Origin of the sequence: Extibacter sp. GGCC_0201, assembly GCF_017566055.1 — a bacterium.
GTDB lineage: Bacteria > Bacillota > Clostridia > Lachnospirales > Lachnospiraceae > Extibacter.
Genome location: NZ_JABFCH010000013.1, coordinates 1 through 25471 on the forward strand (window position 1 = coordinate 1; position 25471 = coordinate 25471).

25 protein-coding genes are annotated in these 25471 nt (G+C 48.6%); 24 read left to right on the top strand and 1 reads right to left on the bottom strand.

Translation table 11 applies throughout. The annotated features are described in order from the left end of the window. The 15 genes from HJV72_RS10060 to HJV72_RS10130 all read left to right on the top strand — a co-directional run. The coding region (locus HJV72_RS10060; protein ID WP_305798500.1) for a transketolase C-terminal domain-containing protein at window positions 1-503 on the top strand (503 nt) is incomplete at its 5' end. A 137-nt stretch (window positions 504-640) separates the two neighbouring features. Next, window positions 641-1669 carry a D-ribose ABC transporter substrate-binding protein gene (locus HJV72_RS10065; protein WP_208070709.1) on the top strand — a complete coding sequence of 343 codons (1029 nt, stop codon included), beginning with the start codon at window positions 641-643 and terminating at the stop codon, window positions 1667-1669. A 188-nt stretch (window positions 1670-1857) separates the two neighbouring features. Continuing rightward, window positions 1858-2511 (top strand): DUF2291 domain-containing protein, encoded by a 654-nt coding sequence (locus HJV72_RS10070; RefSeq protein WP_208070711.1) that lies wholly within the window; start codon window positions 1858-1860, stop codon window positions 2509-2511. Between the two features lie 31 nt (window positions 2512-2542). Next, window positions 2543-4099, top strand: a complete 1557-nt coding sequence (locus tag HJV72_RS10075) for a sugar ABC transporter ATP-binding protein (RefSeq protein ID WP_208070713.1) — start codon at window positions 2543-2545, stop codon at window positions 4097-4099. 3 nt (window positions 4100-4102) lie between these two features. Further along, entirely contained in the window at window positions 4103-5155 is a 1053-nt protein-coding gene (locus HJV72_RS10080) for an ABC transporter permease (protein WP_208070715.1), read from the top strand. A 79-nt stretch (window positions 5156-5234) separates the two neighbouring features. Further along, complete coding sequence (rbsD, locus tag HJV72_RS10085; RefSeq protein ID WP_208070717.1) at window positions 5235-5636, top strand: D-ribose pyranase; 402 nt, start codon at window positions 5235-5237, stop codon at window positions 5634-5636. Between the two features lie 37 nt (window positions 5637-5673). Then, window positions 5674-6558 (top strand): ribokinase, encoded by an 885-nt coding sequence (locus tag HJV72_RS10090; RefSeq protein ID WP_208070719.1) that lies wholly within the window; start codon window positions 5674-5676, stop codon window positions 6556-6558. A 13-nt stretch (window positions 6559-6571) separates the two neighbouring features. Beyond that, on the top strand, window positions 6572-8053 hold the full coding sequence (locus tag HJV72_RS10095) for an FGGY-family carbohydrate kinase (RefSeq protein WP_208070822.1): 1482 nt from the start codon (window positions 6572-6574) through the stop codon (window positions 8051-8053). 220 nt (window positions 8054-8273) lie between these two features. Then, entirely contained in the window at window positions 8274-9071 is a 798-nt protein-coding gene (locus HJV72_RS10100) for a transporter substrate-binding domain-containing protein (RefSeq protein ID WP_208070721.1), read from the top strand. 8 nt (window positions 9072-9079) lie between these two features. Then, entirely contained in the window at window positions 9080-12142 is a 3063-nt protein-coding gene (locus HJV72_RS10105) for a mechanosensitive ion channel domain-containing protein (RefSeq protein ID WP_243765604.1), read from the top strand. A gap of 119 nt (window positions 12143-12261) precedes the next feature. Next, window positions 12262-12954 (top strand): MIP/aquaporin family protein, encoded by a 693-nt coding sequence (locus HJV72_RS10110; RefSeq protein WP_208070723.1) that lies wholly within the window; start codon window positions 12262-12264, stop codon window positions 12952-12954. 378 nt (window positions 12955-13332) lie between these two features. Further along, window positions 13333-13809: a GNAT family N-acetyltransferase gene (locus HJV72_RS10115; RefSeq protein WP_208070824.1), complete on the top strand. Its 477-nt coding sequence runs from the start codon at window positions 13333-13335 to the stop codon at window positions 13807-13809. Between the two features lie 29 nt (window positions 13810-13838). Further along, window positions 13839-14471, top strand: coding sequence for a GNAT family N-acetyltransferase (locus HJV72_RS10120; protein ID WP_208070724.1), 633 nt, complete (start codon window positions 13839-13841; stop codon window positions 14469-14471). Between the two features lie 79 nt (window positions 14472-14550). Beyond that, window positions 14551-15090 carry a DUF1697 domain-containing protein gene (locus HJV72_RS10125; RefSeq protein WP_208070725.1) on the top strand — a complete coding sequence of 180 codons (540 nt, stop codon included), beginning with the start codon at window positions 14551-14553 and terminating at the stop codon, window positions 15088-15090. Window positions 15091-15268: 178 nt separating this feature from the next. Further along, the gene (locus HJV72_RS10130) at window positions 15269-16411 is read left to right on the top strand and encodes an aldo/keto reductase (RefSeq protein ID WP_208070726.1); all 1143 of its coding nucleotides are present in this window, start codon (window positions 15269-15271) and stop codon (window positions 16409-16411) included. Between the two features lie 128 nt (window positions 16412-16539). On the opposite strand, the gene HJV72_RS10135 is transcribed toward HJV72_RS10130, so the two are convergent. Further along, window positions 16540-16980, bottom strand: coding sequence for a MerR family transcriptional regulator (locus tag HJV72_RS10135; protein ID WP_208070727.1), 441 nt, complete (start codon window positions 16978-16980; stop codon window positions 16540-16542). 200 nt (window positions 16981-17180) lie between these two features. Between HJV72_RS10135 and HJV72_RS10140 the strand changes: the two genes are divergently transcribed. From HJV72_RS10140 to HJV72_RS10175, 9 genes are all read left to right on the top strand, one after another. Next, window positions 17181-18362: an iron-containing alcohol dehydrogenase gene (locus HJV72_RS10140; protein ID WP_208070728.1), complete on the top strand. Its 1182-nt coding sequence runs from the start codon at window positions 17181-17183 to the stop codon at window positions 18360-18362. A 251-nt stretch (window positions 18363-18613) separates the two neighbouring features. Beyond that, entirely contained in the window at window positions 18614-18871 is a 258-nt protein-coding gene (locus HJV72_RS19820; protein ID WP_243765608.1) for a hypothetical protein, read from the top strand. 25 nt (window positions 18872-18896) lie between these two features. Then, window positions 18897-18977 (top strand): flavodoxin, encoded by an 81-nt coding sequence (locus HJV72_RS20340; RefSeq protein WP_334299339.1) that lies wholly within the window; start codon window positions 18897-18899, stop codon window positions 18975-18977. 84 nt (window positions 18978-19061) lie between these two features. Next, the gene (locus HJV72_RS10150) at window positions 19062-19538 is read left to right on the top strand and encodes a flavodoxin (protein ID WP_208070730.1); all 477 of its coding nucleotides are present in this window, start codon (window positions 19062-19064) and stop codon (window positions 19536-19538) included. A 225-nt stretch (window positions 19539-19763) separates the two neighbouring features. After that, entirely contained in the window at window positions 19764-21347 is a 1584-nt protein-coding gene (locus HJV72_RS10155) for an ABC transporter substrate-binding protein (protein ID WP_208070732.1), read from the top strand. A gap of 6 nt (window positions 21348-21353) precedes the next feature. Further along, window positions 21354-22334 (top strand): ABC transporter permease, encoded by a 981-nt coding sequence (locus tag HJV72_RS10160; protein ID WP_208070734.1) that lies wholly within the window; start codon window positions 21354-21356, stop codon window positions 22332-22334. Then, the gene (locus tag HJV72_RS10165) at window positions 22327-23262 is read left to right on the top strand and encodes an ABC transporter permease (RefSeq protein ID WP_208070736.1); all 936 of its coding nucleotides are present in this window, start codon (window positions 22327-22329) and stop codon (window positions 23260-23262) included. Before HJV72_RS10160 ends, HJV72_RS10165 begins: the two co-directional genes overlap by 8 nt. A 10-nt stretch (window positions 23263-23272) precedes the next feature. Then, complete coding sequence (locus tag HJV72_RS10170; RefSeq protein WP_208070738.1) at window positions 23273-24265, top strand: ABC transporter ATP-binding protein; 993 nt, start codon at window positions 23273-23275, stop codon at window positions 24263-24265. Between the two features lie 23 nt (window positions 24266-24288). Further along, window positions 24289-25311 (top strand): ABC transporter ATP-binding protein, encoded by a 1023-nt coding sequence (locus HJV72_RS10175; RefSeq protein ID WP_208070740.1) that lies wholly within the window; start codon window positions 24289-24291, stop codon window positions 25309-25311. Window positions 25312-25471 lie beyond the last annotated feature (160 nt).

The window sequence follows — 25471 nt, forward strand, 5'->3', positions numbered from 1 at the left end:
AGACGGAGCTGCTGACGAAGGCGCTGCTTGAGGACGAGAAGCCGGCGTACATCCGTGTAGGGCGGAACGCGGTGGAGGACGTGTATGAGGAAGGGAAGGTGCCCTTCGAGATGGATAAGGCGACCTTCGTGACGGAAGGGAGCGACGTGGCGGTGATCGCCTGCGGGGAGATGGTGAAGTCTGCGGCGGACGCGGCAGCGAAGCTGCGTGAAGAAGGGATCGGAGTGACGGTAGTAGACATGTACTGCATCAAGCCGCTGGACCGCGCGGCGATCGTCAAGGCAGCGTCGGGAGCGAAAGCGGTGGTGACGGTAGAGGAGCACGCCCCGTACGGAGGCCTGGGCTCGATGGTAAGCCAGGTGGTCGGGAGCGAATGCCCGAAGAAAGTGGTCAACCTGTCGCTGCCGGACGCGCCGGTGATCACGGGAACCTCGAAGGAGGTGTTCCGGCATTACGGGCTGGACGCGGAAGGAATTGCAAAGACAATAAAGGGAATCTTGTAGGAATTTTCATAGGGGTCAGACCCCTATGGGCACAGGGGTCTGACCCCTTTCGAAATTTCGGAAGTTTTCAGATATTAACAGGTATTTCCTGTTGATATAGATAATTTAATACTTATAAAGCATAAGGAGGAACGAAAATGAAAGGTTTCAAAAAGGTATTGGCGATGCTGCTTACAGTAGCTATGGTCGGAGCTATGGTTATGGGATGTAGCTCTAAATCGGACGATTCTTCTAAGAAGGAAGAAAAAAAGGAAGACAAGAAGACTGAAGACACAAAGGAAGAGGAAGCTTTACCAGGCGGAGGCTCTAACATCATCTATATTATTACACCATCTGTATCCAACCCGGCATTCAAGGCAGAGGCCGACACAGCTACTGCTAAGGCAAAGGAACTTGGATATGAAGTAAAAGCCGTATCTCACGACGATGACCCGACAAAACAGACGGAGTTATTTGACAGTGCGATTGCTGACAAAGCAGATGCTATCATCTGTGACAATGCGGGTGCAGATGCCACAGTAGAAGCAGTTAAGAAGGCAAGAGAAGCTGGAATACCGACATTCCTGATTGACCGTGAAATCAATGAAGAAGGCGTTGCCATCTCTCAGATTGTTGCAAACAACTATCAGGGCGCAAAAGCCATCGCGGAAAAGTTTGTTGAAGCTATGGGTGAAAAAGGAAAATATGTCGAGCTGTTAGGAAAAGAATCTGATACGAACGCGGGCGTACGTTCTTCCGCATTCCACGAAGTAATCGACCAGTATCCGGACATGGAGATGGTAGCACAGCAGACAGCTAACTGGGAAAAGACAGAGGCTTATGACAAGATGGAAGCCATGCTTCAGGCGAATCCGGACATCGAAGGAGTCGTATGCGGCAACGACACAATGTTAGAAGGCGTTTGCGCAGCACTTCAGGCAGCCGGCAAGACACTTCCTGTCATCGGCGTGGATGGTTCTGATGAAGCAGCAGCGCTGATCAAATCAGGAGACGCTACAGGAACAGCTCTTCAGCAGTTTGCAGTCATCGCTGAGATGGCAGTAGAGCAGGCTGACAAGTATCTCAAAGAAGGTTCTACAGGATTAGATGAGAAACAGCTAGTAGACTGTATCGCTATCACATCTGAAAATGTAGACAAATTATCAGGATTTGTTTTCACAGAATAATTTGTGGATTATAAAGTATCAAACATAGGCGGGGAGGCACTTTATGTGCTTCCCTGTATATGAAAACAACTCTTTTATGTGGAAGAAGTATTAAATGATTACGGAACATATCTTATTGGACAGCAATAGTTCGATGAGTATAGATATTCGGCAGAAATATTGTGAATAAACGATTGAAGGAGGCCGCTATGAAAAAGCGCATGATAGCTCTCGCACTTACGCTCACACTTGCAGCATCCACGTTGCTTACGGGTTGTGGAATTGTGAAAGTCGTTAAGATTGGAGAAGAAGGAAAATATACCGGTGATGTAGAATTTAATGCAGGAGATGACGTAGAAGCCATCTGGGAAGAATCGGCACTTCCGGAGATGAATGAAAATGCTGTTGACCTCAAAGAGCTCCTAGAAGGGTCAAACGGAGACCTGACAGCTATGGCTGACGATTACGGGAAATATTCCATGGGTGATTCTGGAGAACTGAGCTATGTAGTGAAGGGAACAGGAACCGTAGGGGAAGTGAACACGCAGTCACAGGCGGGCTACATGACAGTGAAGCTTGACGGCTATAATGGCACGGAATCTGTCAAGATTCAGATTGGGCCTGTATACAAAGGCTCTGCAATCCGTGATTCCTTAAGCTTTATCAAGTTTGGGGATTACAAAAACCAGGAACAGTGGGCGGCAGTGTCACAGAGTATCAACGAAGTGGTTGCAAAAGATGTTGTTGAACCGGCCAAACCAGATTCTCTGCAGGGCAAGACAATCTCATTTGTAGGAGCATTTACGGTATCTGCTGGTAGTTCAGATGTACTGATCACCCCGGTAATGCTGGAAGCAAAATAACCTACTTTAGATTAAGAAGGAGATATGAACTATGGGTGAGACATATAAGTGCAGGGAGGATGTATTTCTCCATGCGGAAAAGATAAGCAAGATTTACCCCGGCACAAAAGCACTCGATGAGGTATCATTTGACCTTTTAAAAGGAAAGGTAAATGTGCTTATCGGGGAAAATGGCGCTGGTAAATCAACTCTTATGAAGATGATTGCCGGAATCGAACAGCCGAACGAAGGCAAGATGTACATAGGCGATAAAGAAGTATTTTTTAAAAATACGACAGAAGCGAGAAAGCATGGAATCGGTATCATACACCAGGAGCTGAGCCTGTTCCCCAATCTGAACGTATACCAGAACATCTACATGAACAAAGAAAAGACAAAAGGGAAGGTGGCTCTGGACAATAAGAAGCATATGGAAGGGGCCAAAAAGGTGCTGGAAAGGCTGGAGCATCCCCTTGACCTGCAAGCGAAGGTAGGAGAACTGCGCGTAGGGCAGCAGCAGATGATCGAGATAGCCAGAAACCTCGTGGAAGATGATTTGAAAGTGCTTATTATGGATGAACCGACCTCTTCTCTGTCACAGCAGGAAGTAAAGGTCCTCTTCAAAATCATGAGAGAGCTGACGGCGGCCGGAATATCTATCGTATACATATCACACAGGCTGGAAGAGATTATGGAAATCGGTGACCATGTCACTATTCTGAGAGACGGCAGATACGTGGCCGATGCGGATGTCAAGGAGATTGATGTTCCCTGGATCGTCCATCAGATGACGGGTGGGGCCAAATCTTATCCAAAAAGGGACCGGGAGGTAGACTGGAACAAAGTAGAAACGGTCCTGGAGGTAAAAGACTTATGTCTTCCGAAGGCCGGTGGCGGGTATCTCGTAGACCACCTGGATTTTGAATTGAAGAAGGGAGAAGTCCTCGGAATCTATGGTCTGATGGGAGCTGGACGCAGCGAAGTATTTGAATGCCTCATGGGACTGCGCCCGGAACATACCGGACAGGTATCTATGAATGGAAAGGAACTGCATATCAAATCCATATCCAGGCAGATAGACAACGGCTTTGCCCTGATTCCTGAAGACAGGCAGGCCCAGGGGCTCGTGCAGACGCTGGACATAGAGAAGAACTGTGCTCTGTCGGCGCTGAAAAGATATAAGAAGGGACCGTTTCTGGACAGCAAAAAAGAAGCGGAGAAAGTAGAACAAGAGATTAAAGACATCCAGATAAAAGTGGCAGATAAGAAACTGCCGATTCTTTCCTTATCAGGTGGCAACCAGCAGAAAGTGGTTATCGGCAAAGGCATACTGACAGAGCCGAAGATTCTGCTCATGGACGAACCAAGCCGCGGTATCGATATCGGAGCGAAGACGGAAGTGTTCGATATCATCAACAAGTATGCCGAAGAAGGATTATCTATCATAGTCATTTCTTCAGAACTGCAGGAAATCGTATCTATCGCAGACCGTGTAATCGTACTGTCAAATGGTATCAAGACAGGCGAATTCTTCGGGGATGAGATTCAGCAGGATACATTGGTACTGGCTTCTTACAAGGGCCATCATATAGAGGAAAAGGAGAGTTAAATTATGGCAGCGAAACAAAATTCAGGAAATAATAAGTTAATGATGACCCTTTTAAAGGGCCGTACATTTATTGTGTTAATCATTCTGCTTATATTCTTCAGTATCACAGCAGATAACTTTTTAAGCGCAGGAGCCCTTTTGACGGTGGCAAAGCATGTTGCGCTATATGGTATCCTTGCAATCGGCATGACCTATGTCATCATCACCGGCGGTATCGACCTCTCGGTTGGCTCCGTGGCAGGTCTCGCAGGCATGATTGCAGGAGGTCTGATTCAGGAAGGGCTTACGCTTAAGATGTTTGGTGTAACGTTATACTTCAGCGTGCCGATGATTGTGCTTATCACGGTGCTTCTGGGCGCTGTGATGGGAATGATCAATGGTCTCGTCATCACGAAATGCAATGTGGCTCCTTTCATCGCCACACTTGGTACGATGTATATCTGGCGCGGATTTGCCAATATCCGTTCAAATGGAGCTACATTTTCAGAGATATCCGGAAGCGAAGGACTTGGCAATACCGGATTTGAAGTGTTCGGACGTAACCTCGGCGGGACATCCATTCCGTGCGGTGTCCTTATCCTTGCCATCATCGCCGTAATCGCCGGAATCATATTGAAGAAGACGCCATTCGGCTGGCATGTGCTGTCTATCGGCGGCAACGAAAAGGCTTCTAAGCTTTCCGGTATCAAAGTAGACAGAGTGAAAATCTGGGTGTACGCATTTTCAGGATTCTGCTCTGCAGTCGTAGGTATCATCGCTACATCACAGCTCGTATCCGCTACGCCGAAGACAGGTGAGTCTTGGGAGATGAACGCAATCGCAGCATCCGTGCTCGGCGGGACATCTATGGCCGGAGGTGTCGGAACGATAGGCGGAACCATCGTAGGTGCATTCGTCATCGGCGTCATCAACGACGGTATGACAATGTGCGGAGTGACAGAGTTCTGGCAGAAGATAATCAGAGGTCTCGTAATCATTATCGCCGTAATCATCGACCAGGTACAGAGAAACCTCCAGGCTAAGATGGCACTCCAGGCGAGAAACGAAAATAAATAGACAATTTAAAGAATTTTCATGGGGGTCAGACCCCTGTGGACACAGGGGTCTGACCCCCATCGAAATTGAGGTGAATTGTATGAAAAAAAGAGGCATTATCAATGTACAGCTTGCCGGTCTGATTGCGGGACTTGGGCACAAGGACACGTTTATGATTGCGGACGGCGGTATGCCGATTCCGCAGGGGGTGGAGATAGTGGATCTGGCCTTGTGCGGCGGAGTTCCGACTTTCCGGCAGGTGATGGATGCAATCCTTGATGAGGCGGAAGTGGAACATTATACGCTGGCCCGGGAGATTGTGGAAAAGAATCCGGAGCTGCTCGCTTATATAGAAGGGAAGCTTTCAGATGTGGAGTCGGAGATAATCAGCCATATGGAGCTGAAGGAGATGTCCAAAGGTATCAAATTTGCCGTCCGGACAGGGGAGTTTACGCCTTATCCGAACATCATACTCCGCGCCGGGGTGGCTTTTCCGGCATAACAGTACATATAATGACAAAAAAGAGAGGGACTATATTATGAAGGTATTGAATTTTGGATCTTTAAATCTGGACTATGTATATTCCGTCGACCATATGGTGACGCCGGGGGAAACCCTGGCGTCTTATGGCATGAATATCTTCTGCGGCGGAAAGGGACTGAACCAGTCCATCGCTTTGGCGAAGGCAGGCGTGGAAGTATACCATGCAGGAATGATTGGCGATGAAGGGGATGTCCTCCTTGCAACGTGCCGTGAAGGCGGCGTGAAGGCAGACTATATCAGGAAGATTGACGGCAAATCCGGACATACGATTATACAGGTGGATAAGAACGGGCAGAACTGCATCCTGCTCTACGGCGGCGCAAACCAGAGTATCACGAAAGAATATGTGGACGAAGTGCTCGGCCATTTCGACAAAGGTGATATTCTGCTCCTGCAGAATGAAGTCAATATGCTTGACTATATAATTGACTCTGCCTATGAAAAAGGGATGATGATTATATTGAACCCGTCTCCTTATAACAGTGCCCTGGATGCATGTGACTTCAACAAGATATCCATGTTCCTGCTAAATGAAATTGAAGGTGCGCAGGTCACAGGTGAAGAGGAGACGGAGGCAATCCTTGCTAAATTAAAAGAGATATATCCAAATGCAAAAGTAGTGCTTACGCTTGGCGGGGACGGGTCTGTATACCAATACAAAGAGGAACAGTACCGTCAGGGAATCTTTAAAGTCAATGCAGTGGACACGACCGCAGCGGGTGATACGTTCACCGGTTATTTCATCTCCTCTATCATAGAGGGGATGCCAGTGCCGGACGGCCTTGAACTGGCAGCCAGAGCGTCCGCCATCGCTGTATCAAGGGAGGGGGCCACGGCGTCCATCCCTCTGAAGAATGAAGTGCTGCAAACAGAACTGTAAAGGAGCGGGTAACATGACAGACAAATATATCATCAGCATAGACCAGAGTACCCAGGGGACGAAGGCCCTCCTCTTCGACGGGAGCGGCAGCCTGATCCGCAGGACCGACAAGCCCCATGCCCAGATCGTGAACGAGATGGGCTGGGTCTCCCATGACCCGGAGGAGATCTACCGCAATACGATCCAGGTGGTGGCGCGGCTCCTGGAGGAAGCCGGTATCGACAGGGGACGTGTCGCCGGCATCGGTATCAGCAACCAGCGGGAGACGTCCCTTGCATGGGACCGGACTACCGGCGCACCCTTCGGCCACGCCATCGTATGGCAGTGCGCCCGGGCCGCGGACATCTGCGAGCGGGTGGAGCGCCTCGGCGAGGCGGAGCACATCCGCAGGGCCACCGGCATGAACCTCTCCCCCTACTTCCCGGCGTCCAAGATTGCCTGGATCCTGGAACATGTGGAAGGGGCCAGGGAGAAGGCGGACCAGAGGGAAATCTGCCACGGCACGATAGACAGCTGGCTCATCTATAAGCTGACCGGGGGCAGGTCGTACAAGACCGACTACTCCAACGCCTCCCGGACGCAGCTCTTCAACATCTTCGAACTCAAGTGGGATGCGGACATCTGCCGGCTCTTCGGGATCGACCCGTCGAACCTGGCCGAGGTGTGCGACTCGGATTCCGACTTCGGGGAGACGGACCTCGAAGGGCTGCTCCCCCGCCCGGTGCCGATTCACGGTGTGCTCGGGGATTCCCACGGCTCCCTGTTCGGACAGGGCTGCTTAAGGCCTGGCATGATAAAGTCCACCTACGGCACGGGCTCCTCGATCATGATGAACATCGGGGAGGAGCCGGTCCTAAGCACCCACGGGGTTGTGACGTCCCTTGCGTGGAGCATGGGCGGTAAGGTGAACTACGTGCTGGAAGGGAACCTGAACTACACGGGGGCGGTGATCACGTGGCTGAAGGACGACCTGAAGCTCATAAGCTCGCCGGCAGAGACGGAGGAGCTGTCGAGGGCGGCGGTGCGGGATGACAGCCTGTACCTCGTCCCGGCATTCTCAGGGCTTGGGGCGCCGTACTGGGACAGCCGTGCGACGGCGGCCATCGTAGGGATGACGCGCACGACGGGCCGTGCGGAAGTGGTGAGGGCAGGCGTGGAATGCATCGCCTACCAGATAACGGACATCGTGAAAGCGATGAGCCAGGATGCCGGGATGAAGGTGGAAGAGCTGCGTGTGGACGGAGGCCCGACGAGGAACCGGTACCTGATGCAGTTCCAGAGCGACATCGCCCAGGCGGTGGTACAGGTGCCGGATTCGGAGGAGCTGTCGGGGATCGGCCCGGCGTACGCGGCAGGGCTTGCCCTGGGCGTATGGGACGGACGGATCTTCGACAAGCTAAAGCGGGCAACATATGAACCGCATATGGAAGAGGAAGTAAGGGAAAGGAAATACAGCGGCTGGAAGGCCGCGGTGGCTTCTGTACTGACAAAGTAATATCGTGGACAGGACGATTCAGCCCTGCCGTCTTCTGATGCTGTAAAAGCTTCGGAAAGACGGCAGGGCTGTTTTTATTCCTGACAGCAAACAGTAATAATCATACGGTTTTGGTAATGTAGGCATAAAATGGGCGGACTCCATTTCATTTTATATTAGAATAAAATATAATCATATTAGTGTGTTTTCAGACACTAGAACATCACAGGGGGAACAGAGGATGAAGATGAGAAGGTGGAGTGTGCTGCTTAGCGTGCTGCTCATCCTGACTGCCGCAATTACCGGCTGCGGCGGCAAGGAGAAGGCCGGCCGTCTTAAAGTGGGCGTACGCGATGATATTATGAACTTTGGATATCTGAATAAAGAAACCGGCAGATATTACGGTATGGAAATTGACCTGGCCGGGAAGCTTGCGGATGAACTTGGGTATGAAGGTGTCGAGTTTGTCACGGTAAGGCCGGATAACAGAAAGCAAATGCTGCTGGAGGGAAAAGTGGACTGTCTTATAGCAGCTTATTCGATTGCGGATACGAGGAAGGAAAATTTTGATTTTTCAGCTCCGTACTATACAGATGAGACAGGGATTATGGTAGAGAAGTCGGCACTCTTTACAGGGGCAGACGATCTGAAGGAGAAGACGATCGGTGTTTTATCCGGCTCCAATGCGGGACCTCTGCTTGCACAGAAGCTGTATGATATCGGATTGATAACGGACAAGCTGATTTCTGATACGGACGAGGCCACCGAGTATGAGGGGGCAAGGGTCATAAAGGCAGAGAAATATTCAGATCTGGATACGATGCTTGAAACGGGTGCCGTGGACGCGGTGTGCATGGACAAATGCATTGCAGGAACATATATGAATGAAAACCGTGAATTCCTGGACATCGTGGTTGCAGAACAGGATTATGGTGTTGCGACACAGAAAGACTCTGACCTGAGCAAGCCGGTTGCAGATGCCATCCAGAACATGCTGGATGACGGAACGATTGACAAGCTGATTGATAAGTGGGATTAGGGGGGATTATGTTGTCTAAGAATATAAAAAGAAAAGCAGTGCTTGCCATTGCGGCGGAAATCATCTGCCTTGTCCTTCTCGGATTCTTTCTGCGCGGGATGCAGACAGATCTGTCAGTGGATGACCAGAGAAAAAATACAGAAGAGAAGATAAAAGAGATGGGCGGTCTGCTGGACAGCGCCAAAGAGGCGGCGGACCAGCTGACGGTGTCCTTCGATGATATCTATAAATCAAAGGCCGACAGCCTGTCGTACATGTACAGGTCGCAGGTGGCCGATGAATATACGGACGCCAGGATACAGCAATATTGCGAATTGCTGGAAGTCACGAATGCATTGATCATAGACAGGCAGGGAAATATAATCGCAAAGGCGCAGGAGTCGCCGGCAGACTTTACCCGCAGCAGATATAACCAGCTGCGGACCGTTTTCGGCACAAATACGGCGTCCGAAGCATTTGAAGTAGAAAATGCAGACCTGTGCTACCGGTACTATGGTTCCATGATAGACAACGATAAGATGGTTGTCATTGAACAAGATCCAAAAGAGCTGGACAAGCTGCTGGACGATACCTCTACGTGGAAAAGTATCCTCGGCAACGTAAGCGTGGGCCTGAATGGCTACGCTATGGCGGTATCCGGCTTAGACTATACGTTCCTGTACCACCCGGATGACAAGATGGTGGGGAAGGATGCTCTGGATGCAGGGATTCCTGTAGAAGAGCTGGAGGACGACAACTATACATGGCTGACCATAGGCGGTGAGGAATTCTACTGCGGAATTACGAAGCAGCAGGATACGTATATCATATGTGCGGTAAGCGAAAATGAAATAGTAGCATCACGGGGAGTTACCGTCGCGGGAATACTTTTTGCCTTTTTCGCCGTAATGACCCTTGTAATTACCTATTCAATCTTCATGATGGCCGACAGGGAGAACAGCGGCAAAGAAGGTGAGAGCCTTAAGATAATGGGAAGATTCCGTTACGACCGCACAACAGGACAGAAAATCGCCACGATTTCCACCGTGGGGCTTGTATTTATCCTGATTACCACATTCTATATGCAGACATTGTTTGCGCTGTCCCGCCAGTCAATGGGGAATAATGAGCGTGCTGCAGAAATAGAGAAGACGCTGAAGCACTATGAAAAAGATATTGATGAAACGACGGAGCAATATAATGCAAGGTACTTGAATAAAGCCAGAATCGCTTCCTATATAATCAGTGCAAAGCCAGAACTTATCGCTAAAGAACCGCTTGTTGAATTGAGCGAGGTACTGGATGTGGAGGCGGTCAATGTATTCGATATGGCAGGTGTGCAGACTGCCACCAGCTCACCTTACACGAATTTCAAGCTCAGCCAGAACCCTGAAGACCAGTCTTATGAGTTCAACAAACTGCTCAACGGCGCAGACTATATCATTCAGAATGCACAGACCGACGAAGTGAGCGGAGGATACCACCAGTATATCGGAGTGACGCTTCGGGATGAAAAAGGCGATGCAGATGGGTTCGTCCAGATATCCGTCACACCGGCCAAGCTGAAGGAAACACTGTCCAACATGCAGATTGCAAAGGTCCTCGAAAAGACGAAAGTCGGCAAAGGCGGCTTTGTATTTGCTGTGGATAAGAAGGATAAGACCTTCTCGTACTATCCACAGGAGAAGCTGATTGGAAGAAGCGCCGTCTCTTACGGAATGGAGAAGAAGCAGTTCAAGGATGCATATTGTGACTACATAACGATTGACAATAAGACGTATTATGGATCGTCACTTGAGACGGCCAGTGAATATATCTATGTGGTCGTGCCCAGGGACGCTATGACGAGCGAGCGCCTGCCGATAACTCTTGCGTGCGGCGGGGCCAGCCTTGCATGTCTGCTGGTTGTCTTTCTTCTTCTTACATTCAGCCGCAAAGGTGCAGAGGCGACAGATACCGTCAACAATAGTTCGGGAAAGCGGAACATTGATGTCTCTATGCCTGACGGAAGCGTGAGGAAAACAGAGACTGCTGAGAGCCGATGGGAGATCATGTCCATACGTTGGAAGGAAAAGACGCCGGAGCAGAAGATGTCTACAGTGCTGAGAGGTATTCTGGGAATACTGGCGGCAGCTATCTGCATAGCGGTAATCATGAAAGAGAATATCTTCGACCACAACTCCATCTTCCTGTATATACTGGGCGGAGAATGGGAGCGGGGCGTCAATATCTTCGCGTTGACGGGATGTATCATGATCATATGTGTCGTCAGCGTGATTACAGTGCTGTTACAGGCTGTACTGCGTATGCTGTCTAAGACATTTGGGGCGAGAGGCGAGACGGTGTGCAGACTTCTGCGCAGCTTTACCAAATATTTTTCGGTCATCGCCATGCTGTATTACTGTCTGGCTCTGATTGGCGTCGATACGAAGACGCTGCTGGCCTCCGCCGGTATCCTGACGCTTGTTGTCGGCCTTGGCGCGAAGACGCTCGTGTCGGACATACTGGCCGGTCTGTTCATCATCTTTGAAGGTGAGTTCCGGGTCGGCGATATCGTCACTATCGGTGACTGGAGGGGAACGGTGCTTGAGATAGGAATACGGACGACCAAGATTGAAGACCCGAGTAAGAATATCAAGATTATCAGCAACAGTGAGGTCAGCGGCGTCATCAACATGACAAGGCAGTATTCATACTCATGGGCAGATGTGGGCATAGAATATGGCGAATCGCTCGAAAGAGTGGAGAACATACTGGAAAAGGAATTTCCAAATATCAGGAAGCGTCTGCCGAATATTATAGAAGGACCGTTCTATAAAGGAGTGATAGAGCTTGGCGAAAGCAGCGTAGTTGTGCGCGTCATGGTGCTCTGTACAGAGAGTGACAGAGTACAGATGGGCCGTGACCTGAACCGAGAGATGAAGCTCATCTTCGACAAGTATGATATCAATATACCATTCCCTCAGGTTGTCATCAATGAGCCGACAGAGTTCAAGAAGGCAAGCCTATGGGAGAAGCGCAAGGCGGATAAGTTCAATGAGTCTCAAAAGGAGCTGTCCAAGAGTTTTATCGTAGAAGAAGAGAATAACTAGAAGCAGAGCATTCTGATTGCGTAAAATAAAGACCGTTTGTGTTCAGTTTATTGACATGGCTTTGCATATTGTACTACGATTTGACCGATGTGTCAGTTATACAAAGGAGGAAGAAGGACATGAAGAAATATGTTGCAGAGTTTATCGGAACTGCGGTATTGACCTTATTTGGCTGTGGATCTGCGGCCATATCAGGGGGGATTGACGGAACACTGGGGATTCTCGGTATTGCAATGGCTTTTGGGCTTTCCATTGTAGCCATGGCTTATGTAATAGGAGATGTATCCGGATGCCATATCAATCCGGCAGTTTCATTGGGAGTATTCTTAAATAAAGGCATGAGCGCCAAAGACTTTGCCGGCTACCTTGTGGCACAGTTTCTTGGAGGGGCAGCGGGAGCAGGAATCCTATATGGCATCATCAGCTGTACAGGACTTGGGCCTGTATCAGAAGTAGGGCTTGGACAGAACGGATTCGCAGAAGCTTCTTATGTAGGGCTTGGCATAACCGGGGCAATTGTGGTAGAAATCGTACTGACCTTTGTATTTGTCTTTACGATTCTAGGCGTTACGGCCAAAGCGGAGAACGGCAGAGTAGCCGGTCTGGTCATCGGCCTGACGCTTACATTCGTCCACATCCTGGGCATACCGCTTACAGGAACTTCTGTAAATCCTGCCAGGAGCCTTGGACCGGCTCTGCTTGTCGGGAACGGTACCGCACTGCCGCAGGTGTGGGTATTCATCGTGGCACCCCTCGTGGGAGCAGCAGTGGCAGCGGTTGTATATCAGCTGGTCTGCAAGACAGAAGAGTAACAGGTCGTAGAAAAGACAATAGCTTTAAGCAAATCGTTCTCTTAACCGTTCTAAAAACATGATGGCGGCATTGTAGACAAGGTTGAAGGTGGTCACCACATTCAGCTTTTCGAAATATTCGCCAAACCATTGGGCAAATTCGTTTTTGGAGCGTTCCTGCGACATTGTCTGGCGGGAGCAGATTGCAGCTTTGAATAAAGATGAAAAACACGATTGGTACTAATAGGCATTTGAAAAGAAGGGGTGATTCAGGCAATGAATCATCCCTTCTTTGTGAAAATGGCAATGGAAAATTGTGTCGCTGTACGTTATAATTGTAATAAATTTAGGGCGATGACAAAATAGATGAAAGACAGAAACGGATGCGGGGATATATCTATGAATTATATCATCAGAGACATATTACAAGAAGAATATAGTCTGCTGGAAAAATTTTTGTACGAGGCGATATTTGTACCTGAAGGCATGGACGCCCCGCCGGAATCCATCGTCAAGCAGCCGGAATTGCAGGTGTATGTAGCAGATTTTGGGAAGAAAAAAGATGATATAAGTCTGGTGGCGGAAGTTGACGCAAAGGTAGTGGGCGCTGTCTGGGTCCGCATTATGAATGACTACGGCCATATCGATGATGCGACGCCCTCCTTTGCTATTTCCGTGTATAAAGAATATCGGGGAATAGGGATAGGAGCTGCTTTGATGGAAAAAATGCTATGTGTATTGAAGGAAAGGGGATATAAACAAGCATCCCTTGCAGTACAAAAAGCAAATTATGCGGTGGGGATGTATAAGAAAGCAGGGTTTGAAATCGTTGATGAAAATGAGGAAGAGTATATCATGGTCTGTCATTTGCAATAGAGGATAAAAGCTTGAAGGGAGACTTGGAAATGCTTATTAGAAATGAAGAAAATAGGGATTATGAGGAAGTGGAACGTATTACGAGAAAGGCTTTTTATAATTTGTATGTGCCTGGTTGCGTGGAGCATTATCTGGTTCATGTCATGCGGGGGCATGAAGATTTTGTGCCGGAGCTGGACTTTGTAATAGAAGAAGATGGGCGTGTGATTGGAAATATCATGTATACAAAGGCAAAGCTGGTTGACGAAGAGAAGAGGGAAAAAGAGGTTTTGACCTTTGGCCCAGTCTGCATTCTGCCGGAATACCAGCGGAAGGGGTATGGGAAAATGCTGATGGAATATTCCTTTGAAAAGGCGGCAGCTCTGGGATATGATGCCATTGTGATATTTGGGAATCCGGGTAATTATGTTGCCCGTGGCTTTAGGAGCTGTAAAAAATACAATATCTGTATAGAAAATGGTTTGTATCCGGCGGCAATGATGGTAAAGGAGTTGGGAGAAGATGTGTTTGACGGAAGAAAGTGGACGTATTATGACAGTCCGGTGATGCAGATTGATGAGGCGGAGGCCCGGCGTTTTGATGATGCTTTGGAAAAAATGGAGAAACAAAATCAGCCGAGTCAGGAGGAATTTTATATACTGAGCAGTTCGTATGTGCAGTGATTAGGGAGCAAGCACAGCAAATGACAGAAAAAGTGTGTTTTCATAATGCGAATATGAAAAAGTGACAGGGAGGATTAATATGAATAGATACATTGCTTTATTAAGAGGTATCAACATAAGTGGAAAAAATAAAATCTCAATGGCAGAGTTGAAATCAAATTTTCTAGAACTTGGCTGTACAGATGTTTTCACTTATCTCAATAGCGGAAATATTGTTTTCACCACGGATGAAAGTGTTGAAACTGCGCTTGCAGATACAATTAAAGCCATGATACAGGAGCGCTTTGAATTAGACATCCCTGTTTTTGTTATATCACAAGAAGAATTGAAAGATTTATTAAGTCAAGCTCCTGCTTGGTGGGGAACGAATGATAAAGAAATATATGACAATCTGATTTTTGTAATACCTCCGGCGAATGCTGAAACGATAGCTGAGAAAATAGGTGAGCCAACAAAAGAGCTGGAACGGATATTAATCTGCAAGAACGCTGTTTTCTGGTCTTTTGACAGAAAGAAATATGCGAAAGCAAACTGGTGGAAGAAAACAGCAAGTGCAGGAATTGGAGAAATGCTTACCATTAGAACTGCCGGTACTTTAAAAAAAATAGCTGCAATGTAATATGAAAGCTACAGGAGCTTTCCGGTTGCAGTCAAGAATCGATTAAGGCATACCATTACCGCCTGAAAGCGGGCGTGTTTGAGGATAGCGCAAATGGCTATCCCATCGGGGGAGTATAAAAACAGGAGAAATATGCAGAGATGGTGACGGACTTTGTCTGTCCGGTGGAGGACTGAAAATGGAATATAGAGCGATTGGAAAAACAGGGAAAAAGGCCGGCATCATAGGTCTTGGCTGCGAGCATTTGGATGGAAAGCCATATGAACAGGTAAAGGATACGATACAGACCGCATTGGACCGTGGAATCAATTATCTTGATGTATTTATGCCCGGGAGGGAAATCCGGGAACATATTGCAAGGGCTCTGGGGAACCGGCGCGGGGATGTCATGATACAAGGGCATATTGGCTCGACGGATATCAACCAGCAATACGATATCAGCCGCGATATGCCTACCGTAAAGAGGTATTTTGAACACTGCCTGCATACATTTGGATATATTGACTTTGGGATGCTGTTTTTTATTGACACTCCGGAAGAATTCGACAAGGTATTTCACGGAGGTCTGGCTGATTATGCCCAGAGGCTTAAACAGCAGGGAGACATCCGGCATATCGGCTTCAGCTCCCACAGCCCGGAGACTGCCGCCCAAGTCGTTAAGACGGGTATTGTGGATATCATGATGTTCAGTATTAATCTGGGATTTGACTTATATCCTGCTGAATTTGATGCGCTGAACACGCTGGAAGACGGCTGGCACACAGATGAATTCAAAGGGCTGGACTCTGAACGGGCTGCCTTATACCGCCTGTGTGAACAAAAAGGCGTTGGCATCAGTGTGATGAAGACTTTGGGGGCGGGGAAATTGATTTCACCGGAGCATACGCCTTTCTCCAAACCAATGACCGTGAGCCAGTGCATCCATTATGCTTTGACCCGGCCGGCCGTTTTCAGCTCTCTGCTGGGCTGCCAGACTGGGGAAGAGGTGAGGGCGGCAATGGCCTATCTGAACGCCGGCGAGCAGGAGAGAGATTACACACCATTTTTAAATGAACTGCAGCATGATTTCACCGGGCATTGTGTGTACTGCAATCACTGTTTGCCCTGCCCGGAGGGAATTAACATCGCAATGGTCAACAAATATTTGGATATTGCCAAAGTGGATTTGGAACATGTACCGCCGTCCATACAGTCTCACTACGATAGCCTGACCTCTCATGGCGGTGACTGTATAGGGTGCGGAAGCTGTGAAAAAAGATGTCCTTTTGGCGTGCCGGTTATAGAAAATATGAAAGAGTCCCGGAAAATTTTTGGAGTATAAAATTTATAAACATACATAAGCTGTCAGACATCGCAGTGACAGAAAAAGGCCTGCCGGAGGTTGTTCTTGAGCATATCATCTCCGGGCAGGCTTTTGAATTGCTGGGCACTTTGTGCCCGGTTATCCTTTTACACTTCATGGGCGTGGTCATATAATTCTTGTATCTCCTTTGGCAGACGATCCGGCAGCATTTCATGGAGCCGGTCTTCATTGCCGTCCTTCATTGCCTGTTCATAATACCAGCATTTAAAACGAATCATATCCAGAACCTTTTCCATTCTCTGGATTTCTTTTTCCACCGTCTCTTTTTGTCTTAAAAAAAGCTCTCTTCGCTGTGGGTAGGTGCTGGAACCCTCGGAGCACCATTCCATAAACTGTTTGATATCCTTAATCTCCAGACCGGATTTCTTCAGGCACTCGATAACCCGGAGCGCCTCGATTTCCTTGTCGTCAAATTTCCGGATGCCGGAGATGCGCTGCATGTCCGGGAACAGTCCTTCCTTATCATAATAACGCAGAGTAGAAATAGGTAAATAGAACATCTCAGATACCTGGCCGATTGTATACATAAAATTCCCTCCCTTTGTGCACCAACGTACAGCCGTGCAGCAGCTTTCCCCGGCACATGTGTGTGTATCCTCTAAATAATTTTACGTAAAAATTTCAAATAATTTCAAAAACTCCTTGACCTAAAGTTAGGTTTAGGTGTTATTGTAATTTTAACAGAAAACGGCAGAAATGTCAATTTTTATAAAGGAGATGTTAAATCATGCTAGGAAATTTTTCATATTGTAATCCAACAAAGTTATATTTCGGAGAGGACGCACTGGATAATTTGAGTGTGGAACTTGCGAAATACGGAGACCGGGTTGTTCTTGTCTATGGAAGTGGTTCTATTAAAAAGAATGGTATTTATGATAGTGTTATGGGAATTTTGAGCAGCTTAGGAAAAGACGTGGCCGAAATTCCAGATGTGATGCCCAATCCGACCATCCATAAGTTGAGAGAAGGGATCCAGACTGCAAGGGAGCATAGAGCAGATTTCATTCTTGCAGTTGGCGGCGGCTCGGTGGTGGATTATGCAAAGGCACTGTCTGTTTCCATTCATTGTGAGGAAGACCCTTGGGAGAAATACTATGCCCGTTTTGAGGAGCCGTCTTGTGAAATCGTACCTGTCGGCGTAGTTCTCACTATGACAGGTACAGGGTCAGAGATGAATGCAGGGGCAGTGATTACTTACCCGGAACAGAAACTGAAAATCGGCCATGTATTTGCAGATGAGGCTGTCATGCCGAAATTTTCCATTTTAAATCCAAGATACACGATGAGCCTTCCAACATATCAGATGGCCGCGGGTATATATGATATTTTCAACCATATCTGCGAGCAGTATTTCTCAGGGGAAGATGATAATACAAGTGATTATATCAGTGAAGGGCTGATGAGAAGTGTGATTTACTCCAGCCGCATTGCAGTGAGAAATCCGGAAGATTATGAGGCGAGAAGTAATATCATGTGGACGGCAACATGGGCGCTCAATACGCTGACTGCTAAGGGAAAGAGTACCGACTGGATGGTTCATATGCTGGGACAGTCTGTTGGCGCTTGCGGCAATGCGACGCATGGAATGACATTGTCTGCTGTCTCCCTTCCTTATTATAAGTTTATCATGCCTTATGGCATAAAGAAGTTTGCCCGTTTTGCTGCCAATGTATGGGGAGTGGATGCAGAGGGAAAGACAGAAGAACAGGCTGCAGAAGAAGGGTTGGCTGCAATGGAGGGCTGGATGAAGGAGCTTGGACTTGCAATGAACCTTTCAGAGGTTGGCGTAACGCCGGATATGATGGAGGATATTGTAAATGGCACACTGATTATGGAAGGCGGTTATAAAGTGCTTTCCAAAGAAGATGTGAGGACAGTCCTGAATAGGGCGATGGCAGAGGATATGTAGGGAAAGGCGGCGGATGCTATGGAATATCGTAAATTACTCCGGATGAATCTGTGGGAAAATGTGTATATTGCAAACACTGCCACCCTTGTCCTGCAAGGCTTGATATTGGCTTAATCAATAAATACTATGATTTGGCGCAGATGGAGCGTATGGATGAAATTAAAAATTATTTCGGGAAATAACTGCCGGAGCATAGACCCTGTTGTAAACAATGCTGCAAAACCGTAAGAATTACGAGAAAGGATGGATTTATGAAAAAGGATGGCTATATTATAAAGAAACATAGCTGCTTTTTTTGTATTCACAGGATGCAGCAATGCCGCCGCAGACAGCACTTCCGAGAAATCAGAGAAGGCTGGCCAGACGGTAAGTTCGACGGCCGCTACAGATGCACAGGGAGAATCAGAGGCCGGACAGACGGAGCAAGGCGGTTCCGGGAAGACAGCAGTGGTATATTTTTCGGCCACAGGGACAACGGCAGAGGTGGCAAGACCTGCTATCAGTTCTGATTTAAGCGACGTGTCAGACTTTGATGTGATATACCTGGGGTACCCTGTCTGGTGGGGAACAGCTCCCCGTATTATCCAGACGTTTCTTGAAAACTCGGATATTTAACAGGCAGCTGTTTATACCTTCTGCACTTCAGGTGGAAGCGGCATTGTGGTTAAACAATAGTGAGGAAACAGGAGGAGTAAAACTATGGCAAAGAAATTAGTAGCATTTTTCAGTGCAAGCGGTGTGACCGCAAAATTAGCGGAAAAACTGGCATCAGTGATTGATGCAGATTTACATGAAATCAAGCCGGAAGTAAGTTATACAACTGCAGATTTAGATTGGACGAATAAAAAGAGCCGCAGCAGTGTGGAGATGAATGATAAGGTCTTCCGCCCGGCAGTGGCAAATATGGTTGAGAATATGAATCAATACAGCACCATCTATATAGCGTTCCCGATTTGGTGGTACATAGCGCCAACAATCATCAATACATTTTTAGAGCAGTATGACCTTAGAGGCAAGAAAATCATACCAATTGCGACTTCCGGCGGCAGCGGTATGGGCAATACGAATAAGGAACTGGCTCCTTCCTGTGCGGGGGCAGATTTAAGAGATGGCAAGGTCTTTTCAGTGAATACTAGTGAAAGCAGTCTGAAAGCTTGGGCGGAAGGATATAATTAGAAATCATAATTATTGCATATAGTAACCGTAACAGGACTCCCCACACCTCTCACGCAAGTGATGTGTCCCATGGGGAGATATTTTAGTTTGGGAGAAAACCCATATGGAAGTGTAGAGGGCCTTTTTTTGCGAAAATATTGACAGAAAAAGGCTCCTATTGTATAGGCCCTTGTCAACTAAGGGTACAATAACATAATACTAACAAATTACTTCAAGGAGGACAATATGAGAAAGAGATTATGTAGTGCGCTGCTGTGCCTGACCATGGCCGCAGCTATACTTGCAGGGTGCAGCAGTAAAGAAAAGTCCGAAGAGTCCGCGCCGGACGCGGATACATCAGATACAAAGACATCAGATACCAATGAGCTGGTGATGGGAGTTTCATCATCGGTGACAAATCTGAATAAGCATCTGGAGTCGATGAAGGAAGGATGGCTTATGCTCGGCGCTTTATATGATGAGCTCTATATGAAGACGGAATCCGAGACGAGGTACTATCTGGCGGACAGTGTGGAAGTATCCGACGATGGGATGACCGTCACGTTGAAGCTGAAAGATAAGCTGAAATGGCATGACGGGGAAGCGATAACAGCTGACGATATCATGTTTACCCTTGATGTCAACGCGGACCCGGACAATGGAGCCGGATATGCCAATGCAGTATATGTCGGCGATAAACCGGTGGCATATAATAAGATGGATAACCTGACCGTACAGATTACGCTGCCGGAGCCTTCGGCGTCCTATGTGACGATTCTGGGAAGGCTGCCGCTTCTCCCGGCACATGTGTATGGCAATGACACGGATATCAAGGCACACTCAGAAGAAAATCTGAAGGGCATCGGATCCGGGCCGTATAAACTAAAGGCGTTTAAAAGCGGGGAGTATCTGGAGCTGGAAAGATTCGATGATTACTATGGGGACAGGCCTTCTATAGATAAGGTGGTATATAAGGTGATTCCTGATACGAGCGCACAGGAAGTAGCCCTCCAAAAGGGGGAGATCAATTTCATGGAAGTATCCAGCCAGACGGCGGCAGACATGTACAAAGGAGATAAGGACATCACGGTGCACACCTTCCCGGAAGGCCGGGTGAATTATCTTGCATGCAACAAATTCAGCGACACGTTCTCAGACCCGAAAGTTAAAGAAGCCATCTATGCGGCACTCGACAGAGAGGAAATCGTAAAGGGAGCCTATGGATCGGATATGGGAACGGCGGCGAACACCATATTCAGCAATGCGACCCAGTATTATGATAAGGACATCAAAGGATATGAACAGGATACCGGCAAGGCTGAGAAGCTCGTGAAAGAGACGGGGCTTGACGGTAAGACACTGAAGCTTGTATATAATCAGGACAGGGCCTTCATGAAAGAGACGGCGCTGATAGTCCAGCAGCAGCTGAAGGATGTTGGAATCCGCCTCGAAGTGGAGGGGATGGAATCAAACGGCTTCTTTGACCGTGTATTTGGTGACGCATCGGATTATGACCTGTATTTTAACGGGTATGGCGCATTCGGTGACCCTGATGAAGTCATATCCGGCATGTTCGACGGAACATGGGGAATCAACCTGGAAGTAAGCGACGGGCAGATGGATCTGTGGAAACAGGGCAGGGCCGCGGCAGATGATACAGTGCGGGCCGGCATATATAAAGAACTGCAGGAAAAAGCGATAGAGGATATGTCCGTCTACCCGATAGCTTATCCGAACTATGTGTTCGCGGCGTCCAGCAGCCTGCAGGGAGCGGACGTATTACAGACGAATCCCGTATTTGAAGACTACACGAAGCTGAGCTTTCAGTAAAGACGTATGAAAAGATATCTGTTAAAACGTATATCCCAGATGGCCGTCGTGTTTCTGCTCGTATCCATGTTTGCCTTTGCCATCATATATTTTGCGCCCGGAGATCCACTGTACATGTACACATCACCAGGCAAGTCAAGTTTCAAGATGTCAGAAGAGCAGCTGGATCTGCTGCGGGAGGACCTGGGCCTTACCGGCAATGTCGTGCACCAGTATGTGAGATGGGCAGGAAAGACGCTCACCGGCGACTGGGGAATCTCTTTGAATAATTTCCTGCCGGTCCGCCCTCAGATTCTTGAGCGCCTGCCCGGGACGATAGGGCTTATGGCCGCTTCGCTCGTGCTGTCCGTCGTCTTGGCGGTACCTCTCGGCCTGGCAGCAGGAACACACAAGAACAGATGGATAGACAATATCATAAGCGGGTTCAGCTACGTGGGTATCTCGATTCCTTCCTTCTGGTTCGCGTTGCTGCTCATTATCGTGTTTTCCCTGCGCCTCGGGCTGTTTCCAAGCTCGGGCATGAGGTCTGTGGGAGTAGATTCAGTCGTCGATGTCATATGGCACGGAGTGCTGCCGGCCACTGTGCTTGCAGTCAACAATATGGCTGTATTTGTACGGTATATGAGATCTAACACTATCAACCAGCTGGAAGAGGAATATGTCCTGACGGCGGCCTCGAAAGGTGCCTCGAAATGGCGGATATTGAAAAGCCATGTATTAAAAAACTGTCTCCTTCCTATTATCACGATTGTAGGCATGAACTTCGGGACTCTGATTACCGGTTCTTTTATCGTGGAGTCTGTACTCGGCTGGCCCGGGCTTGGAACACTTTGCATGTCTGCAATCAACAACCGGGATTATCCGATGATTATGGGAATTATCATGCTGTCATGCACGATACTGCTGATTGGAAATTTCCTGGCAGACATGCTATACGGATTGGCAGATCCTAGAATCAAGCAGGGAAATGAGGTGCGTCATGTCTGAATATGTGGTTCATAACGGGCGGGCAGAACTTACAGAGGAAGCGTTTGCCCCTGCACCGGAAGAAAGAGGAGGGGCAGACGCTTCCAGCGGCAGAAGTACCTTTCATGGCATCACATATATGCTGAAGGAGAACCGGCTGGCCATGGCCTGTGTCATCACGATACTGGTCATCGTGCTTGCTGCCATACTGGCGCCTCTGTCCCCTTACGACCCGGATGGCCTGGACATCCAAAATGCACTTCAAGGGCCCGGGGCAGGACATCTGCTTGGCACGGATGACCTCGGGAGGGATACATTTACGAGGGCGCTGTATGGAGGGAGGGTGTCACTGGCCGTCGGATGTGCTGCTATGGCCGTATCTGTCGTCATCGGCACACTGCTCGGCACAGTGAGCGGCTATGTGGGCGGGAAGACAGATAATATTCTGATGCGGATTGTGGACATATTTCTATCCATACCGAATCTGTTGTTCATTATCGTCATCTATGCATTTGTACAGCCGAATCTGATCGTGCTCGTCCTGATGCTGGCATTCTTTTCCTGGACAAGCGTGGCCAGGGTTGTAAGAGCCGAGACGCTGAGCCTGAAGCAGAGAGATTTTGTAATCGCGGCCAAGTGTCTGGGGGTCAGTGATGCCAGAATTATCATGAGGCATATTATCCCGAATATGTCCTCGCAGATTATCGTATCGGCAAGCATCAGCATAGCGAGGGCCATACTGGATGAATCAGCGCTGAGCTTTCTAGGTTACGGAGTGCGGCTTCCCATGTCATCTTGGGGGAGCATGCTGCAGAATGCGCAGAAATATATCCTGCATGAACCACTTCTGGCAGTAGTGCCGGGCGCGTTGATTCTCGCGACGGTGCTGTGCTTTAATATACTCGGCGATATGCTGCAGCATGCGCTGGACCCTAAATTAACGAAGTAGAGGTGATAGAATGAGTCAACTGTTAAAGGTGGAGAATCTCCGCGTCTCTTATCACACTTATGCAGGAGAGGCACAGGCAGTCAGAGGCGTTTCTTTTACTGCGGATGAAGGTGAGACGCTGGCCGTCGTAGGGGAATCCGGATGCGGGAAATCTGTGACAGCCAGAACTATCATGGGTCTGATTCAGATGCCCCCGGGCGAGATAAAAGAAGGCAGCCATATCTGGTATCAGGATAAGGATATTCTGACATTTTCAAAGAAAGAGTGGCAGGCGTTCCGGGGAGCGGAATGCTCCATCATATTTCAGGACGCCCTGGCTTCTCTGAACCCGACGATGAAGACAGGGAGGCAGATTGCGGAAAATGTGCTGCTGCATAAGGATGTGGACAAGAAGCAGGCGTGGCTGGAAGCGGAAAAAATGCTTGGCCTGGTCGGAATACATGAACCGGAAAAGAGGATGCATCAATATCCCCATGAGTTTTCAGGGGGGATGAGGCAGCGTGTCATGATTGCGATTGCACTTGCCTGCGGCCCGCGCATCGTGATAGCGGACGAGCCGACCACTGCGCTGGATGTGACCATCCAGGCCGATATTATAGAATTGCTGAAGAAACTGCAGAGTGAACGAAACATGGCGGTCATCCTGATAACGCATGACCTTGGCATCGTGGCGGATATGGCGGATAGGATTGTCGTGATGTATGCAGGGGAAGTAATGGAAGAAGGGACGGACACCGACATATTTTATCATGCAAAGCATCCATATACGAAGGCACTGCTTAAGGCGGTACCAAGGCTTGATATGGGGGAACAGGAGCTGGCGCCTATCGAGGGCGCTCCTCCGGAGATCATCCATCCTCCAAGGGGCTGCCCCTTTTACGAAAGGTGCAGCCACGCCATGAGGGTCTGTGGATACAGGCATCCTCCTGCGTATGGATTTGGCCAGGGCCACCGTGCGCGGTGCTGGCTGTACCACCCGCTGGCAGAACGGAACGGGCAATAGAAGAAAGGCGGCAGAGAACGGTCATGGAAGAACATTTGCTGGAAGTCAGACATCTGAAAAAGTATTTTAAGACAGGAAAGCATCACGTGGTAAAAGCAGTGGATGACGTATCCTTCTATGTCAGCAAAGGTGAGACGCTAGGCATAGTAGGAGAGTCCGGCTGCGGAAAGACGACATGCGGCAGGACGTGCATGGGAATCTACAGTCCCACAGAGGGAGAAGTGCTCTATAAAGGGATGAGTGTTGGGAGCCTTCAACGGAAAGAGCGGCAGAGATTTACAAAAGAAGTTCAGATGATATTTCAGGACCCATATTCTTCCCTGGACCCGAGGATGAAGGTAGGCGATATCATAGCCGAGGGGATGCTTGCCCACCATATGGCAGGTGATAGCAGTCAATGCACGGCAAAGGTTAAGAAGCTGCTGGCAGATGTCGGACTGTCGGGCGGCCACACGGACCGTTATGTGCACGAATTCTCAGGTGGCCAGCGGCAGAGGATAGGGATAGCCAGAGCCCTTGCTGTGGAACCGGAACTTATCGTCTGTGACGAGCCGATATCGGCACTGGATGTGTCGGTCCAGGCACAGATTGTCAATCTTCTCATGAAACTTCAGGAAGACCGTGGGCTGACATATATGTTCATCGCCCATGACCTGTCTATGGTCAAATATATATCGGACCGTGCAGCAGTCATGTATCATGGTAAGATCGTGGAAACAGCCCCCTCGGACCTTCTATATGAGAATCCGCTGCATCCATATACGAAGGCGCTTCTGTCGGCAGTTCCGATACCAGACCCGATAGCCGAAGCGAAAAAGAAACGCATCAGCCTGAGAGGGGAACTGACAGGCTGTGCGGATACCGGAATCGGATGCCGGTTCCGCCAAAGATGCGAGAAAGAGATGGGGATATGTGCAAAGGAGGAACCGATGCTGCGGGAAGTGGAAAAAGGCCACTTTGTGGCGTGCCATTTATATAAGGAAGGAAGTGCTTCGGAAAGTCCGGCCTGCGGGCAGCACGACATGGAAGGCAGAAATGGGGGCTAAAAACAAGGCAATGCCGCCTTTTTTGCGTTTTTTGGTTGACAAGCTCAAATTCTATGTGGTATAGTAAAAAATGCGCTATTGTGGAAAGTTATGCCATGATACCGCGTGAAATGGCTTGAACAAGCGGTTTCACTGAATCAGTAGTATGTAATGGGCAACT

What these genes read in the sequence shown, in the direction of transcription:
- HJV72_RS10135 (WP_208070727.1), bottom strand. Translation starts at nt 16,980, where the DNA reads ATGTATACAATCGGCCAGGTATCTGAGATGTTCTATTTACCTATTTCT.
- HJV72_RS10125 (WP_208070725.1), top strand. Translation starts at nt 14,551, where the DNA reads ATGAATAGATACATTGCTTTATTAAGAGGTATCAACATAAGTGGAAAA.
- HJV72_RS10075 (WP_208070713.1), top strand. Translation starts at nt 2,543, where the DNA reads ATGGGTGAGACATATAAGTGCAGGGAGGATGTATTTCTCCATGCGGAA.
- rbsD (WP_208070717.1), top strand. Translation starts at nt 5,235, where the DNA reads ATGAAAAAAAGAGGCATTATCAATGTACAGCTTGCCGGTCTGATTGCG.
- HJV72_RS10100 (WP_208070721.1), top strand. Translation starts at nt 8,274, where the DNA reads ATGAAGATGAGAAGGTGGAGTGTGCTGCTTAGCGTGCTGCTCATCCTG.
- HJV72_RS10105 (WP_243765604.1), top strand. Translation starts at nt 9,080, where the DNA reads ATGTTGTCTAAGAATATAAAAAGAAAAGCAGTGCTTGCCATTGCGGCG.
- HJV72_RS19820 (WP_243765608.1), top strand. Translation starts at nt 18,614, where the DNA reads ATGAAAAAGGATGGCTATATTATAAAGAAACATAGCTGCTTTTTTTGT.
- HJV72_RS10080 (WP_208070715.1), top strand. Translation starts at nt 4,103, where the DNA reads ATGGCAGCGAAACAAAATTCAGGAAATAATAAGTTAATGATGACCCTT.
- HJV72_RS10155 (WP_208070732.1), top strand. Translation starts at nt 19,764, where the DNA reads ATGAGAAAGAGATTATGTAGTGCGCTGCTGTGCCTGACCATGGCCGCA.
- HJV72_RS10130 (WP_208070726.1), top strand. Translation starts at nt 15,269, where the DNA reads ATGGAATATAGAGCGATTGGAAAAACAGGGAAAAAGGCCGGCATCATA.
- HJV72_RS10175 (WP_208070740.1), top strand. Translation starts at nt 24,289, where the DNA reads ATGGAAGAACATTTGCTGGAAGTCAGACATCTGAAAAAGTATTTTAAG.
- HJV72_RS10070 (WP_208070711.1), top strand. Translation starts at nt 1,858, where the DNA reads ATGAAAAAGCGCATGATAGCTCTCGCACTTACGCTCACACTTGCAGCA.
- HJV72_RS10065 (WP_208070709.1), top strand. Translation starts at nt 641, where the DNA reads ATGAAAGGTTTCAAAAAGGTATTGGCGATGCTGCTTACAGTAGCTATG.
- HJV72_RS10140 (WP_208070728.1), top strand. Translation starts at nt 17,181, where the DNA reads ATGCTAGGAAATTTTTCATATTGTAATCCAACAAAGTTATATTTCGGA.
- HJV72_RS10160 (WP_208070734.1), top strand. Translation starts at nt 21,354, where the DNA reads ATGAAAAGATATCTGTTAAAACGTATATCCCAGATGGCCGTCGTGTTT.
- HJV72_RS10150 (WP_208070730.1), top strand. Translation starts at nt 19,062, where the DNA reads ATGGCAAAGAAATTAGTAGCATTTTTCAGTGCAAGCGGTGTGACCGCA.
- HJV72_RS10120 (WP_208070724.1), top strand. Translation starts at nt 13,839, where the DNA reads ATGCTTATTAGAAATGAAGAAAATAGGGATTATGAGGAAGTGGAACGT.
- HJV72_RS10170 (WP_208070738.1), top strand. Translation starts at nt 23,273, where the DNA reads ATGAGTCAACTGTTAAAGGTGGAGAATCTCCGCGTCTCTTATCACACT.
- HJV72_RS10090 (WP_208070719.1), top strand. Translation starts at nt 5,674, where the DNA reads ATGAAGGTATTGAATTTTGGATCTTTAAATCTGGACTATGTATATTCC.
- HJV72_RS10165 (WP_208070736.1), top strand. Translation starts at nt 22,327, where the DNA reads ATGTCTGAATATGTGGTTCATAACGGGCGGGCAGAACTTACAGAGGAA.
- HJV72_RS10110 (WP_208070723.1), top strand. Translation starts at nt 12,262, where the DNA reads ATGAAGAAATATGTTGCAGAGTTTATCGGAACTGCGGTATTGACCTTA.
- HJV72_RS10095 (WP_208070822.1), top strand. Translation starts at nt 6,572, where the DNA reads ATGACAGACAAATATATCATCAGCATAGACCAGAGTACCCAGGGGACG.
- HJV72_RS10115 (WP_208070824.1), top strand. Translation starts at nt 13,333, where the DNA reads ATGAATTATATCATCAGAGACATATTACAAGAAGAATATAGTCTGCTG.